Origin of the sequence: Parasutterella secunda (assembly GCF_024733725.1) — a bacterium.
GTDB classification, from domain to species: domain Bacteria; phylum Pseudomonadota; class Gammaproteobacteria; order Burkholderiales; family Burkholderiaceae_F; genus Aphodousia; species Aphodousia faecalis.
In genome coordinates, this window is the sequence record NZ_JANRHP010000001.1 from 47,294 (window position 1) to 62,059 (window position 14,766).

12 protein-coding genes are annotated in these 14,766 nt (G+C 47.5%); 4 read left to right on the plus strand and 8 right to left on the minus strand.

Annotated features, from left to right (window positions below; translation table 11 throughout):
• Positions 1–10: 10 nt before the first annotated feature.
• From NW199_RS00250 to NW199_RS00260, 3 genes are all read right to left on the minus strand, one after another.
• Complete coding sequence (locus tag NW199_RS00250) at positions 11–2,017, minus strand: FAD-dependent oxidoreductase (protein ID WP_249092315.1); 2,007 nt, start codon at positions 2,015–2,017, stop codon at positions 11–13.
• A 212-nt stretch (positions 2,018–2,229) separates the two neighbouring features.
• On the minus strand, positions 2,230–3,324 hold the full coding sequence (locus NW199_RS00255; protein WP_258333232.1) for a threonine synthase: 1,095 nt from the start codon (positions 3,322–3,324) through the stop codon (positions 2,230–2,232).
• A 13-nt stretch (positions 3,325–3,337) separates the two neighbouring features.
• Complete coding sequence (locus tag NW199_RS00260; protein ID WP_249092313.1) at positions 3,338–4,018, minus strand: helix-turn-helix transcriptional regulator; 681 nt, start codon at positions 4,016–4,018, stop codon at positions 3,338–3,340.
• A 140-nt stretch (positions 4,019–4,158) separates the two neighbouring features.
• Here NW199_RS00260 and NW199_RS00265 point away from each other — a divergent pair, with 140 nt between their 5' ends.
• On the plus strand, positions 4,159–4,962 hold the full coding sequence (locus NW199_RS00265) for a thymidylate synthase (protein WP_022472721.1): 804 nt from the start codon (positions 4,159–4,161) through the stop codon (positions 4,960–4,962).
• Positions 4,963–4,973: 11 nt separating this feature from the next.
• Positions 4,974–5,468, plus strand: coding sequence for a dihydrofolate reductase (locus tag NW199_RS00270; RefSeq protein ID WP_022472722.1), 495 nt, complete (start codon positions 4,974–4,976; stop codon positions 5,466–5,468).
• Between the two features lie 56 nt (positions 5,469–5,524).
• On the opposite strand, the gene NW199_RS00275 is transcribed toward NW199_RS00270, so the two are convergent.
• Together NW199_RS00275 and NW199_RS00280 are read right to left on the minus strand one after the other, a co-directional pair.
• Positions 5,525–6,919 (minus strand): L-serine ammonia-lyase, encoded by a 1,395-nt coding sequence (locus tag NW199_RS00275; RefSeq protein WP_258333233.1) that lies wholly within the window; start codon positions 6,917–6,919, stop codon positions 5,525–5,527.
• Positions 6,920–6,935: 16 nt separating this feature from the next.
• Complete coding sequence (locus NW199_RS00280) at positions 6,936–7,898, minus strand: aminomethyltransferase family protein (protein WP_249092311.1); 963 nt, start codon at positions 7,896–7,898, stop codon at positions 6,936–6,938.
• Positions 7,899–8,098: 200 nt separating this feature from the next.
• On the opposite strand from NW199_RS00280, the gene rng reads away from it, so the two are divergent.
• Positions 8,099–9,559: a ribonuclease G gene (gene rng, locus NW199_RS00285; RefSeq protein ID WP_258333234.1), complete on the plus strand. Its 1,461-nt coding sequence runs from the start codon at positions 8,099–8,101 to the stop codon at positions 9,557–9,559.
• Positions 9,560–9,592: 33 nt separating this feature from the next.
• Here rng and NW199_RS00290 read toward each other — a convergent pair whose 3' ends face one another.
• On the minus strand, positions 9,593–11,485 hold the full coding sequence (locus NW199_RS00290; RefSeq protein ID WP_258333235.1) for a sensor histidine kinase: 1,893 nt from the start codon (positions 11,483–11,485) through the stop codon (positions 9,593–9,595).
• A gap of 83 nt (positions 11,486–11,568) precedes the next feature.
• Here NW199_RS00290 and NW199_RS00295 point away from each other — a divergent pair, with 83 nt between their 5' ends.
• Positions 11,569–13,065 (plus strand): tyrosine-type recombinase/integrase, encoded by a 1,497-nt coding sequence (locus tag NW199_RS00295; protein WP_258333236.1) that lies wholly within the window; start codon positions 11,569–11,571, stop codon positions 13,063–13,065.
• Between the two features lies 1 nt (position 13,066).
• Here the strand turns inward: NW199_RS00295 and NW199_RS00300 are convergent, their stop codons facing one another.
• Both NW199_RS00300 and tmk read right to left on the minus strand, forming a co-directional pair.
• Complete coding sequence (locus NW199_RS00300) at positions 13,067–14,167, minus strand: DNA polymerase III delta subunit-related protein (RefSeq protein WP_258333237.1); 1,101 nt, start codon at positions 14,165–14,167, stop codon at positions 13,067–13,069.
• Positions 14,158–14,766, minus strand: coding sequence for a dTMP kinase (tmk, locus tag NW199_RS00305; protein WP_258333238.1), 609 nt, complete (start codon positions 14,764–14,766; stop codon positions 14,158–14,160). Before tmk ends, NW199_RS00300 begins: the two co-directional genes overlap by 10 nt.

A 14,766-nucleotide genomic window follows, 5' to 3' on the forward strand; every position in this document is an offset into this window, starting at 1 on the left:
ATCTGACTCCTTAAACCGCTTGGTTTTGAATATGAGTGACGTTACCCGGAATCGGCAACTGCGTCACCACACCATAAATACGGTAGCAACGCATACAGCGATTGGCTTCTTCGATGGCTTCATTTTCTGTCATCGGAAGATCCACTTCTTCAAAATTGCCTTTGCGCTCTTGAGCACTTAAAGTCGAGAGTTTATGACGAGGGGCTTTACACAAATCAATCCGAGGATCCTTTTCTTTCATCAGATCTCCCTTCTTGATCAGTTCACCCATACGACGACGGGCGACAAATCCGACCGAGCCTCGGGTCAAGTATTCGTTAATCGATTGAGCGGCGATTTGCCCTTGGGCCAGACCGTCAATCAAAGTCGTGGGACCTGTTGCGGCGTCTCCGCCCGCGAAAACACCCGGACGAGTCGTAGCCAGAGCTTCTGAAACGGAGATATTGCCACGCTTATCAAACATAATGCCGTCGTCATCGCACAAAACTTCTTGGTCAAGGCGCTGACCAATGGCAGCAATCAGATTGGTACACGGCAAAACTGTGTCGGTACCCTCAATTTCGATGAGTTTACCTCGCTTAGAACCCGGAACCTTCTCTTCACGCATCTTGGCGATCTTTAGGCCGGTGACTTTTCCATCCTCGTTCAAAATTTCTTTCTGAACCGACAGGAAGTGAAAAACAATCCCCTCTTCTTTAGCGGCAACCACTTCTTCGTGGTCTGCGGGCATTCCCTCTTCCGTGCGACGGTAAACGACGTGAACTTTGCCATCGGTAAGACGAGCAGCGGAGCGGGCACAGTCCATGGCGACGTTACCGCCGCCCACCACGACCACATCACCGGTTAACTTGAACGGTTTATTGCCGGTCACCGCCCGCTCGACTTTTTGCAGGAAATCAATACCGTTAAAGTAACCCGTTAAGCTCGTATCTTCGTTGTCGAGACCAAGGTACATGCCTTTTGAGCAGCCGACTCCAAGGAAAATGGCGTTATAGCCGCGCTTAAAGAGATCGGCGATGGAGAAGTCATAACCCAGGCGCTGATGGTAGAAATAACGTCCTCCCAACTCTTCAATCACATCGGTTTCGCTCTCAAGCAGCCCTTTTGGCAAGCGGTATTGCGGAATACCCACCTGAGCCATGCCGCCCGCATGACTGTTGGCTTCAAAGATATCAACCTTATAGCCTTGCAGTAAAAGGTGGTATGCACAATTGATGCCGGCGGGACCCGCACCGATCACAGCCACTTTCGGGCTCATGGGATTGGTTTCGCGGCGGGCCTGATGAAAGAGATTTTCCATAGGACCGGTGGCGTCAGCCGCGTAGCGCTTTAAGTTTTTAATATCAACCGGGCTGTCCAGATACTGACGGCGACAGGCTTTTTCACAATAACGGACACAGACTCGGCCACAGCTGCCAACCAACGGATAATGGCGAAGTAGAACCGCAGAACTCATTTCCGGTTCACCGGCTTTGATGTAATCAATGTAGCGCGGAACATCAACGTGAGCGGGACAAGCTTCAACACAAGGGGCGCTCATGACGGTGTAGTAGTCATAAACGTTTTCAGCCACGGCTTGAGCTTGAAGCAATTCTTCAGGACAAAATTCAAGTGCGCCTAACAAAGCTACCGGTGTTGTTTGACCAATACCGCAGAGACTTGTTTCTTTCATCTGAGTCGCCACGGACTTGACGTAATCCCAGTCGACTTCCGAGGCATGACCTTTTACGGCTTTTTCAAGCGCTTCAGCAATAACCAGGACACCCACTCGGCAAGGCGTGCATTTACCGCAAGTTTCGCGAACTGCTCTCTGATAGTAGCGCCAAAGCGAAAAAGCTAAATTGGCCCGTCGATCCATCACGAGGAAACCTCGATCACAAACAAAGGTCATGATGGGGTTGCCGGGATTAAACTGCGAGAACTGTTCCAGGGGCAGATCATCGGGTGCCACCGGTGAAAAAGTGGATCGGTTATCGTAAAAGCGTCCGTCCCATACGCCGAAAATCAACGGATTCATAGTCAGTTGGTATAGAACCTGTACTCAGGCAATACACCCCCTCCTTATACGTTCTTTGGTTTCAGTCTGTACAAAACCTAATCCATTAGAAAAAACAGACTACTGCCCGTGTTCACTCAAAAATAAGGGGAAAAGAGCAACACGGGCTTTTGGATGCACATTTAAGCAATTCGCCTTATTTTAGCAAAGCAAAAATGTGCAATAACCAGTCTTTAGTGGTCCGATTTAATCCCCGCTCCACACATGGTGATAAGCGTATCAGGGGTCGGTCCGTACTGTTCACAGTAATGCAAATAAGCCGCGTAATTGGCCGCTGTCGTGTGTTCACAGTAAATACCACGGGAGGCCAATTTGGCACGAGCCTCAAGAATTTTATCTTCAGGTGCGGTCACAAAGCGGATGTTGTGTTTATAAGCCATTTCTAAAAGCTCGTGTCCACGAGAAGGTTTACCAATAGCGATACCTTCTGCCATCGTGTCGACGACTTCAACTTCGATAGGCTCTTCAGCTTTCATTTCAACGGCTCTAAAGAGCGGATCACATTTTTCGCTCTGAAGCGCGATGATTTGCGGGAATTTATCGATAACGCCCGAAGCCAACAAGTGTTCGAGTGCCTTAACGACACCGATGTAGAGGGTTCCGTTTCCAACCGGAACAACGATATTGGCAGGAATTCGTCCAAGCTGCTCAAACGTTTCGTAAATGTAAGCCTTCATCCCTTCGTAGAAGAAGGGATTGAAAACGTGGTTGGCATAGAAAACATGCTCATCACGAACTTTAGCTCGACAGACATCAGCACAGTGATCTCGGCTACCGGGGACCTCGGTAACTTTAGCCCCGTGCGATTTGATCATTCGGATTTTCGAGGGACTTGTTCCTTCTTTAACAAAAATCTCACAGCCGATTCCTGCGCGGGCCGCATAGGCTGCAACAGCATTACCGGCGTTGCCGCTTGAATCTTGCACACAGTCGGTGATACCGATGGATTTCATATGCGAAACCAAAGTAGCCGCTCCCCGATCCTTAAAGGATAAAGTCGGCATGTAATAGTCCATCTTGAGCATGACGTCATCGTCAAAGCGAATAATCGGCGTCATCCCTTCGCCCATTGTCACTGACTTCCATGCATCATCTTCCAAAGCCATAAAGCGGCGATAACGGAATTGACTCCACTCACTTTTATCAATTAATGATTCATCCCACTTTGGTGGTGTGTAGTCTAGTTCAAATAAACCGCCGCACTCGCAGCGGGGTTCTTTGGTGGTCGTCGGCGTACGTTTGCCACAACAGGTGCATATGTAGTTCATCTTGCCATCCTTTTCAGCGTTTACCGTGAATTTTGTCCAAATAGCCGTATAACGTTACTTTTGATAACCCTAATTTACCGGCCACGTATTCCATTGATCCTTTAACGAGGAACACTCCCCTTTCGTCCATAAACCGAATCAACTCCAGGCGGTCTTCTTTGGTGTGTTTGCCTTCGAGCTCAAGTTCGCGAATCATCGAATCGACCATATTGTTGACAAACTGTCGGACGCTTTCTTCATTGCTTTTTTCAACAGTAACGGGACAACTCTGCCCCAAGCTATCGGGAAGTGCTTTACTGCCTGAGTTTGTATCGGCTCTCCGTCCCGTTAACAGTCCTTGAGCTAAATTGAGCAGTGCAGACGCTTGCGTTGTATCAATGTTGATGCATAAGGCACCGATCAGCTTTTTTTGTTCGTTTCGGATTAAAAGCGAAGAGGATCGAATCTGACGGCCGTCTTTTTCGAATGTGTAGTTATCAACGACACCGTCCTCGGGGTTGCCCGCGAAAACCGCTTTTTCGATCAAATGATGAAAGGTTTGGCCGACTTTGCGCCCGGTGACTGTACCGTTGGCGACATAAATGACGGAATGTTGAGGCAACGAAAGATCGTGCAGGACGACTTCGGCATCAGGGAAAGTCCTCGCAATCAATTCAGCCACAGAAAAATAGGGAAGTAAATTTTTATTGCTCATGTTTTGAGTATAGATAATTTTTTATCTAAAAACAATAAAAAATTATTTTTAGTCAAATAAACAAAAGTAGGAATGAAGACAAAAATATTCAAATAACACTTCAGTACAATAAGTAGAAATATTTATTGAGGGCTATAAAAATGTTAGTTGAACATCAATATGAAGATTTGATGCGCCATGTTTTCTTCCATGGTGTCGATAAAAGCGATCGAACCGGCACGGGCACGCGTTCCGTATTCGGCTATCAAATGCGCTTTAATCTTCAGAACGGTTTTCCCCTTGTCACCACCAAAAAACTTCACTTGCGATCAATCATCCATGAGTTGCTCTGGTTCTTAAAGGGTGACAGCAACATCCGTTACCTTAAAGAAAATGGGGTGACGATTTGGGATGAATGGGCCGATGAAAACGGAGATCTTGGTCCCATCTATGGTGTTCAGTGGCGAAATTGGCGCGGGGCTGATGATAAAACCGTTGATCAAATCGCTGAACTTGTTCATACCATTAAACACAATCCTGACTCTCGCCGCATGATTGTCACGGCGTGGAATGTCACTGAATTACCGAAGATGGCCCTGCCGCCCTGCCACATGATGTTCCAAGTCTATGTGGCCGGCGGAAAATTATCGTGTCAACTCTATCAACGCTCTTGCGATATTTTCTTAGGCGTCCCCTTTAACATCGCAAGCTACTCACTTTTGACACATATGCTTGCCCAACAGTGTGACTTGGATGTGGGTGACTTTGTATGGACCGGCGGCGACTGCCATATTTACAACAACCACTTTGATCAAGTGCGCTTACAATTGTCTCGTGAGCCCCGTCCTTATCCGAAACTTGTCATTAAACGTCGTCCGGACTCCATTTTCGATTACAAGTATGAGGATTTTGAAATTGTGGGCTATGACCCTCATCCGGCTATTAAAGCCCCGGTGGCGGTCTAAAGGAGAATTCGATGACGCAATTACATTTAATCGTCGCCCACGCCCGCAACGGCGTAATCGGCAAGGACAACAAATTACCGTGGTATTTGCCTGAAGATTTGAAAAACTTTAAGCGCACGACGCTTGGGAAACCGGTCATTATGGGACGGAAAACGTGGGAGTCTTTGGGCCGTCCCCTGCCCGGACGACGAAATGTTGTCATTACGCGTCAAAAGGACTACGTTGCTGAAGGGGCAACGGTTGTGGCCAGTCTCGAAGAGGCTTTAGAGGCTGTGAAGGACGCGCCCGTTGCCTTCATTATGGGCGGAGCGCAAATCTATCAGGAAGCGATGCCTCAGGTTGAAGTGGCTCATATCACTTATCTGAATGCTGATTTTGAAGGTGACGCCTTCTTTACACCGTTATCAGACGATGAATGGGCACTGGCTGAAGAAGAATCCTTCCCCGCAACCGATGCGCACCCCTTTAGCTACAGCTTCAGAACCTACATTCGAAAAACCAAATAACCAAGACGAAACGAGCCGCTTAAAGCGGCTCGATCCTTCATAGAGTCAAAGAATTTTTAACACTCAACCACACTGACCGCTAAACCGCCACGGCTGGTTTCTTTGTACTTCATCTGCAAGTCCAAACCGGTCTTGAGCATTGTCACAATGACCTGATCCAATGAAACGTAGTGGTGACCATCACCCATCAGCGCCAGACGTGCGGCATTGATAGCTTTTACCGCGGCGACCGCATTTCGTTCAATACAAGGAATTTGAACTTGGCCTGCCACAGGGTCACAAGTCATCCCTAAATGATGTTCCATTCCGATTTCAGCCGCGTTTTCTACCTGCTCAGGCGTGGCACCGAGCACCTGAGCCAAGCCGCCAGAGGCCATGGAACACGCAACGCCCACTTCTCCTTGGCAACCCACTTCAGCGCCTGAAATGGATGCGTTTTCTTTATAAAGAATTCCAATTTGACCGGCTGTCAAGAGAAAATCTCTCACTCCATTCGTATCGGCCGAGTCAATAAACTTCATGTAGTAATGAAGAACAGCCGGAATAACACCGGCAGCACCATTCGTTGGTGCGGTCACAACACGGCCACCGCAGGCGTTTTCTTCGTTGGCCGCAAAGGCAAATGCATTAACCCAATCGAGAACAGCCAAGGGATCATTTAATGTACGATGTTCGTAGTCAAGCTTTTCGTACATCTGTTTTGCTCGGCGGCGCACTTTCATGGGACCGGGCATGATCCCCTCATTTTTTAATCCTCGTGCAACACAATCCTTCATGACCGACCAAAGGTAGTCGAGCTGCGCGTTGATTTTTTCGTCCGTTTCCCACCAAACCTTTTCATTGGCTCGGACGATTTGAGGAATACTTAAACCGGTTTCTCGGCACCACTTCAGAAGATCGGCAGCGCTATTGACCGGATAGGGTTGCGGTTTGGTGTGAACCGTTTCCTTATCTTCGGAAACCTTATCGAAATTGTCCGGGTCGCTTTCAACAATAAAGCCACCGCCCACAGAGTAGTAACGACGAGACAGTAGCACCTGACCGTCTATATCCTGGGCAATGACGTGCATAGCATTGGTGTGGTAGATCGCCACTTTTTCCGGACTTAGAATAATATCTTTGTCCGGGTCAAATTCAATGACGGTACCGTCAGGCAGTTTGAGTTGGTGTTCAGTCTTGATGGCTTGAAGAATCTTCGGTGCCAAATCAAGATCGACATTGGCGGGAAGCATCCCCATGAGCCCTAATTGAAAGGCTGTGTCCGTGGCATGGCCTACACCCGTTGCTCCCAGGCTTCCCATTAAATCCACCCAAATGCGGGCTGTCTTTTGCGTGAGTCCCTTAGCGATCAATTCTTTACTAAAACGGGCCGCGGCACGCATGGGTCCCACTGTATGAGAAGACGAGGGACCAATCCCGACACGGAAAATATCAAAAACACTAACGCTCACGTTTTTCTCCTAGCTATTAGGAAAGGACTTCCACTCGGTAAGCCTGTTCCTCTCCGCCATTCATCCAAATCAGCCGAGAGGAATCAATTGATTGCGGCACAAAAGCCACACACGTCAATTTATCTCCCAATAAACCGACAAAGGCACTTTTGGCAACCGGTACACCCTCCTCTGTTAAAAGAATCACTTCAGAGGGATTTTCAAACCAAGCCTCAGCTTCATCTTGATGAGACGACAAAACAACCGCTTTTTTCGCTTCGCCGGCTTTAAGACGAGCTTCGGTCAATGCGCGACCGATAAACATGCGCGCCGGATCGGAAAAATCAATATAAGCAGCACCATTAACGTCACCGGGCATCAAATCATTGGCTTGCCAGGCAAAGGCCAACGGCGACTTCGAAACGTAGCAAAGTGTTATCGCCGACAGTTCATCGAGCATTTCCATTCCAGGGTGAGTGAAGTTTTCAAAGGCTTTCTCTTCTCCCTGAAGAAGGGTCATCGCTCCGACTCGCATGGCAAGCACCTCGCCCTTGCTCGTTTTCATAACCTGAACCTTGCCGTCCGCCATCAAACCATGAGGGGTATTGGTTTGATCGGCAAATAAAATCGCCGTCGATGTTTTCAGCGTTGTGAAGTCTTCATCAAAGGCTTTTGCTACTTGGTGCATCCACGCTAAAGTGTCGAGCGACTGAAAGACCACACGGAAATGTTCATCGCTATCGGGCAAATGAGCTACCCAAACAAAATCAGTCATTAAGCCCAAAGCATTCAGAATAAAACTTTGACGCACCTCTCCGCGGTGGATATTTTTCACATCCACTGTCAAAAGTCTTCTGAGAAAAGCAACACCCTGGGCATCATTGACTTCAATCGTGTAGTAAAGAGAATTGAGGCCTTCATCGTCGTTGGGACAAACGTACAGTCCCATCCCCGTATGAGCCTTCAAAGCGGTTTGACCGCTCAATTTAATATCAGACATGGCTACTCTCTAAGAAAAATCGACTCGGTCTATAAATTGGCAAACATTCTAACAAATAGAGCCTTCTGATATAAGGCACTTGAAGATATTTTCTTTTGTCAAAGAATGGCTTTCTTAAGTCTGAGGGAAGAAACTGACTGTGGCGCTCATAGACCTGATCCAGTAGACTAAGAAGCCAAAAGAAATTGTTGAAGAAAATTATGAGCGAAGAATTATTAATCCATTGTTCAGCCCAAGAAACTCGCGTGGCTGTCATGGTTAACGGCATTCTTGAAGATTTGCATATTGAAAGACGGGCCCAAAGAGGGTTGGTCGGCAACGTCTATAAGGGCAAAGTGATGCGTGTTTTGCCCGGCATGCAATCAGCTTTTATCGATATCGGTCTTGAGCGAACCGCTTTTTTGCATGTTCATGATATTTTCACAGCCCGACAAGATGACGGAACCTATAAGCCTATCGAATACGTTTTACATGAAGGCGAATCCGTTATCGTTCAAGTATCAAAAGATCCGATCGGCACAAAAGGCGCAAGGCTTACCACCACTATCTCTTTGGCCGGTCACAAACTGGTTTACCTACCTAAAGAACCTCATATCGGTGTCTCTCAACGTATTGAAGATGAAACAGAACGTGAGCGATTAAAAGCTTTAGTAACAGCCGTCCGAGCTGAAACTGAAAAAGGCGGCTATATCGTGCGCACCTGTGCTGAAGGTGCGACAAGTGAGGATTTCCTCACCGATATGGAGTATTTGAGCAGACTGTGGAAGCAAATATCAGCCAAGATTTCCGTTTGCAGCGCCCCTTCTATTCTTTATCAGGATTTGTACTTGGAATCCCGCGCTTTGCGCGACATGGTCAATGAAAACACCACCCGCGTGCTGGTTGACTCCTGGGATGACAATATTGAAGCGCTATCGGAATTTGCAGAAAATTTTGTTCCGACGGTCGCCGATAAACTGGAAATGTACACCGGAGAAATTCCCCTTTTCGAACAATACGGCATTGAAAACGAAATCGAAAAAGCGCTTTCAAGACGGGTTGACCTCAAATCAGGCGGCTACTTGATTTTTGATCAAAATGAAGCCATGTCCACGATTGATGTGAATACCGGCGCCTATGTCGGCAAACGCGATTTTGGCGACACGGTCTTCAAAACCAACCTTGAAGCGGCCCGTGTCATTGCACGTCAATTGAGACTACGTAATTTAGGCGGCATTATCATTATTGACTTCATTGACATGGAAAAGGATGCACACCGAGCCGCGGTTCTCGCCGAACTTCAAAAAGCGGTTTCAACCGATCGAGTGCATATTACGATGAGTAATTTCACGGAGCTGGGTTTAATTGAAATGACCCGTAAGCGCACGAGGGACTCGCTCGGCCATATTCTTTGTGAGCCCTGCCCGCTTTGCGGCGGCCGCGGTGAAATTAAAACGGCTCGAACGGTCTGCTACGAGATACTGCGAGAAATCCTTCGAGAGTGGCGACAATATCCTGGCATTAAAAGTTTTTGCATTATCGCCAGCCAAACAGTCATTGATCTCTTTCTTGAAGATGAGGCGGCCGCCTTGGATCTGCTTCAGGATTTTATCGGCTCTCCGGTGTCGCTTCAGGTGGAAAGCTGTTACAGTCCTGAACAATACGATATTACGTTCAGTTAAGCGATAGGGACCTTGTTGAGGTCCCGTTTGTGATCAGATTTTTTCTTCGATAGGCTGGTATTTCGGCAATTCAATCGTCACTATAACGCCGCGCCCCGGATTGGGCTCGGCCCAAACGCGCCCGGCGTGACGTTCGGCCAATGAGCTTACAATTGATAGCCCCAGTCCTAAGCCATGAGATTTTGTCGTCTCAAGTTTTTGGAAGAATTGCTCTGTAAAGCTTTCATCCACCAGCTTGGCGTTATCGATGACGCGAATCCACCACGTATCCTCATGATCCTCAATACGGATGCGAATGACGTCTTCGTCTTCATCACGCATCGCAGGATGAATCTCCGTGAAAGCATCCGCGGAATTTTTCAATAGATTCAAAAGAGCCAATTCGATTTCCCAATCGTCGGCTTCGACCAGTGCATGACGCTCCCCTTCAACAATGACGGGAACCGTTGTACGGCCGGACTTTTCAAAAGTAGCCACGGTCTTGGCAACGATATCACGCAAATCATGTTCTTCACGCTTTACCTCATGGGGTTTGGCGTAACTTCTAACGTGATCGACGATGTCATTGGCGCGCTCGGTATGGTACTCAATTTCTTTAAGAACTTTGACGATCGTGTCTTTATCGGCCGATCCCCTTTCAATGCGTCGCAGCAATCCTCTTGAATAATTGGAAACTGTTGCTAAAGGTTGCTTTAACTCATGAGCAATCATGCTCGACATCTGACCGACAATGCCGGTTCGTTCCAAACGTGAGATGTATTCATTGGTTTGCTCCTGTTGCTTTGAAATTCGGTCTTTTTCCGCCAGAGCCCGTTTCAAGGCCTTCGTGCGCGAAGCCACTTCCACTGAAATAATCAAGTTATAGAAAAAACCCGCAACGATTAAGAAAATCGCAGTAATAAAGATCGTACGATTTTCACTGAAAGTCCGATAAATGGCCGAATAGGTAACATTATTGTAAGGACCGATTCGCAAGTGATACATAAGATCGTATAGCTCACGGGTGTTTTCAGGCATGCTCCAAGTTGTACCGAAGGGAAGTTTGAGTCCCAACAAAGTGTTGGTCATATCAAGGATGTAGTTACTGTCCACTCCGTTTCGATAAGAGACCATGAGACTCGGATAAGCATTGGTTGAGTGCTGACAAGCCATCTCAGTGACCGGCTGAGGATTGATGACGCGATAATCACTCAAGTGAGCTTGATTGCGAATCATGACCTGTTCAATAAAGCAGGCCGGAACAATGCCCACATCGGCGTTACCTGTTTTAACCGCGTTTAAAACTTCCAAAGGATTTCGATTGGAGGTGAAGACAATATTTTTGAAAGCCGCCTGCCACGACAAATTCTTCTCTGCGAAAGGCTCCTTGGCTATCGTAAAGCCAGCGAACGAATCACTCGAAGTGGCTGCCACACGATACGAGCCGGTTGCGATGTCAGTCAAAGTGTAAATTTTTTCGTTTTCAGCGTTAACAACGATAGTCGAAGCCGCTGAATAACTTGGAGACTTGGCTTGAGCCCGCCAAAGCATGGCAATAGCCTTAATCTTGTCTTCAAAAGCCAGGCTTGCATAGAAATCGGATTCGCTGATCAGGAAATCGATTTCGCCGTCGGCCAACATGGCAGAAATCGTCTCACGATCCAAAAACTTCAGAACTAAGAATTTGTCAGCGTTTCGAACAGTTTTATCAATGGCATCAATGGTCGCTTTGAAATAGGTCCTTTGCATATAAGGGTCTATTTGCGCATCGACGGCGACGACCACCTGATTTGAATTGATTCTGGAGCCGTCAATAAATTGTTTAACAGGACTTGTCAGGGTTTGCCTCAGAATCGAATTATGATCACCCATAATGAGGGATTCCACCCCCATGGCGGAAAAGAGCACCACTAAGATGGCAACACAGGTAATCAGAAAACGCCGCATGATGAAAATATCTTGTCAACCAAAAGGCTAATCTTAGTGAATACTGGCTAAAATTACACCGTTATTCAACATAAGTTTAAAAAATGCCTGTTTTATTTCTGGATCCATTACCTGAAAAAGTGACCTCTAAAACACGACTCAAGGATATTTTCATAACGGAGGTGGCTTTTAAAGCTTTTGAAAAAAACTGTCTCACCGTCTCTGATCTTGTCAAATTAATCAAAAAAAATGATTTAGGTAAGGTCATTGCTTCAGAAGAAGATCGAAAAGCTTTAACGCTGTGGTTATCTACGAATGGATTGATCCGAAATACTCAAACAAAAAAGAAAGATAAAGGAAATTTTTCAATTCCTGACTTTCCTCCCAATCCCAGAATTGTGCCTTTAGAAAAAATACATCTTGACATTGGTCTTGATGGACGAAGCGGCACAAACAGAGGTGATGATTCAAAGAAAAGTCTCGAAGCCTCTGATGATCTGTCAGCAGTTAAGGCTTGGCTTTCTGCCCGAGCCGGAAATGTCAATACGCAAGGCGTGTATCGAAAAGAGGCTGAACGCTTTTTACTCTGGTGCACAGTTGAAAAAGACATCGCCATGAGTTCAGTTGGTGTGCAAGAAGCCGCAGACTATTTGCGATGGCTTGAAGAACTCGGACGATTAAATGAGAAAGATTGGGCTAAACGTTGGAAAAATCCCCAACACAACTGGATTGGCGCAAAAAATACACCACGAGACAATGAAAACTGGCGTCCGTTTAACAGCGCCCTCTCGCATACTTCGAGAAAAATGTCGGTGACGGTGGTGCGTCAGCTTTTTAATTTTTTAAAGAAAACAGGCTATATCATCTACAACCCCTTTGATCAGATTTCCTCAAAAGTTCCCTATCTGGACGGTGAAGGCGCCCCGAAGGCTTTTGCCGACCGCTCCTTCAGCGAGGAGCAATGGCAGAGCATTTACGACTTCTTCGAGTCTCAGGATGACAATGAACGTCACGCTCGAATGGCTGTTATTTTGATGTTTGGCAAGGGACTGGGATTGCGCGCAAGTGAAATGCTTCAGGCAAGAGCCTCTTGGATTGTCGAACGTCGAATAGACAATGACACCATTACCGTTATTGAAGTTGTCGGTAAGGGCGATAAAGTCAGACGCCTTCCCCTCCAAGATGAACAGGTAGCTCTCATTAATCATTATCTGACAATGCGAGGACTGGCTCATTTGGGCTTGATTGATCCGGATACGCCGCTATTGAGTTCGTTGGGCCGAGGCAAGAAAACCGAGCAGCGAATCGGTCAAGCTAAGCGAACGGCACTGAGCCGCTCGGGACTTTATCGGGCACTTGAAGAATTTCTTGAAGAGGTCGCTTCGCACGTTGAAGCGGAGCATCCATTGGACGCTGCCAAATTCAGGGCCAGTTCCACACACTGGCTAAGGCATACCTTTGCAACGACTGCCTTAAAAGAGATGCCGGTTAATGTCGTGCAAAACGCAATGGGGCATGCAAGCGTCGGGACAACCAGCCGCTACCTCACGCCTGAAGAAAGTGAAGTTGCACGAGCTATGAGAAAACTAAAAGCCTTCTAACTTAGTCGAAATCCTGATTGGCCATTGTTTTGCGGTAGCGAAGAATGGCCTGTTCGAGAATCAGTTGAGCATTTAACGGATGCGTGACAACACGCCTCATTGCTTTGAGTGAATCACTGTATTTAAATAGCTTCTCAGCGTCCACTGAGCTGACCAACCTTTTCATCTGAGGAGAATAGGCTGGGAAATAATGAGGTTCAAGTCCTTGCTTAACAGCCAAGAGGTCATAACTCCAACGCTCCAAAACCGGCAATACGGCAGACACCGGCAAGGCAGATCGTCCTTCTTTAACCGCAATATTGGTTAATTCAATAAAGGCTCCTTGAGCCAAAGTCTTTAAAAGCGCCATTCGAATAGCCGGAGCCATTGTTGTTAGCGTCAAAAGCTGATCACGGACTTTGGCGTCGATATCCGTGTTATTACGAATGGAGCGCTCATCGGTTACAAGGCACGGACGTTCGGCGGCACGCGCTAAAGCCTCTTCCGCGTCATCAACCCCCACACTTTTGAGCCAATTCAATGATTCTTCGTGAGTCGGCGCCTTTGCCCTTAACAATCGGCAGCGTGAACGGATGGTAGGCAGCACGCGGTCAATATCATCAGCAACCAACAAGAAAGTTGTTCTCTCCGGCGGCTCTTCTAGACTTTTCAGGAATGTGGCTGCCGCATCGGCTCGAATGGCATCGGCCGGGTAGACCACAATGATCCGACGTCCTTTATCAACGTGAGGCGCCAAATTTAAAAAGTCCGTGAGCTCCCGGGGCTGGTGAATGAGAATTTCCCGGTAAATTTTTCTGTCTTTTGTCGCATTGGAGGGCGGTTCAAAAGGGATACCCCGAGGGATCGATTCTGCTTCGCTCACAACGTAACGCAAGTCCGGATGCGTAAAGGCGTTGGCCATTTTGCAACCCTTACACTCTCCACACGGCGTGCCGTCTTTGTGCGGATGCTCGCAAAATAGACTCTTGGCGTAAGCGATGACCAAGTCGATCGTGCCGATCCCGCGTGGACCGTATACCAGAAGACCGTTGGGGAGATTATCTTTGAAACTGACAAGCTCGCGGGCGAGTTCCTCTTGCCAGGGATAAACCGCTAAGCCCATGTTGAGAACTCCTTGCGAAGGATAGCGCTCACTGTATTTTTATCCTGCATGCTGTTGACAATCAGGAAACGATTGGGCGACTGATTGGCTCTCGTCAAATACGCCTGTCGGACTCGTTTGAAAAAGTCTAAATTTTCTTTTTCAAATCGATCAAGATTGCGGGCTCGCGCGACTCGTTCGGCAGCGACCTCTGGCTCAATATCAAAGAGCACCGTGCGATCGGGTTGTAAATCCCCTTGGGTCCATCGCTCAAGTTCTTCCACTTTATGAGCCGGGAAACCTCTGCCACCAACCTGATAGGCGTAAGTCGCATCGGTGAAGCGATCGCTTAAGACCCAAGCTCCGCGCTCAATGGCCGGACGGATCACTTTTGCGATATGCTCGGCTCTGGAAGCAAAAAATAAAAGCGTCTCAGTTGACGGATCCATTGAAACGGATAAAAGTTCTTTGCGGATAACTTCACCTAGGGGCGTACCACCCGGCTCACGTGTGCGAATAACTTCGAGACCTCGCGCTCTGAGCGTTTCCTCAATGACGTCAATCTGGGTGCTTTTACCGGCGCCATCAATGCCTTCAAAAGTAATGAAACGTCCTCGCAT

Excerpts from the sequence above, each read along its gene's own strand:
- NW199_RS00250 (WP_249092315.1), bottom strand. The coding sequence starts at position 2,017 with ATGAATCCGTTGATTTTCGGCGTATGGGACGGACGCTTTTACGATAAC.
- NW199_RS00255 (WP_258333232.1), bottom strand. The coding sequence starts at position 3,324 with ATGAACTACATATGCACCTGTTGTGGCAAACGTACGCCGACGACCACC.
- NW199_RS00260 (WP_249092313.1), bottom strand. The coding sequence starts at position 4,018 with ATGAGCAATAAAAATTTACTTCCCTATTTTTCTGTGGCTGAATTGATT.
- NW199_RS00265 (WP_022472721.1), top strand. The coding sequence starts at position 4,159 with ATGTTAGTTGAACATCAATATGAAGATTTGATGCGCCATGTTTTCTTC.
- NW199_RS00270 (WP_022472722.1), top strand. The coding sequence starts at position 4,974 with ATGACGCAATTACATTTAATCGTCGCCCACGCCCGCAACGGCGTAATC.
- NW199_RS00280 (WP_249092311.1), bottom strand. The coding sequence starts at position 7,898 with ATGTCTGATATTAAATTGAGCGGTCAAACCGCTTTGAAGGCTCATACG.
- rng (WP_258333234.1), top strand. The coding sequence starts at position 8,099 with ATGAGCGAAGAATTATTAATCCATTGTTCAGCCCAAGAAACTCGCGTG.
- NW199_RS00290 (WP_258333235.1), bottom strand. The coding sequence starts at position 11,485 with ATGCGGCGTTTTCTGATTACCTGTGTTGCCATCTTAGTGGTGCTCTTT.
- NW199_RS00295 (WP_258333236.1), top strand. The coding sequence starts at position 11,569 with ATGCCTGTTTTATTTCTGGATCCATTACCTGAAAAAGTGACCTCTAAA.
- NW199_RS00300 (WP_258333237.1), bottom strand. The coding sequence starts at position 14,167 with ATGGGCTTAGCGGTTTATCCCTGGCAAGAGGAACTCGCCCGCGAGCTT.
- tmk (WP_258333238.1), bottom strand. The coding sequence starts at position 14,766 with ATGCGAGGACGTTTCATTACTTTTGAAGGCATTGATGGCGCCGGTAAA.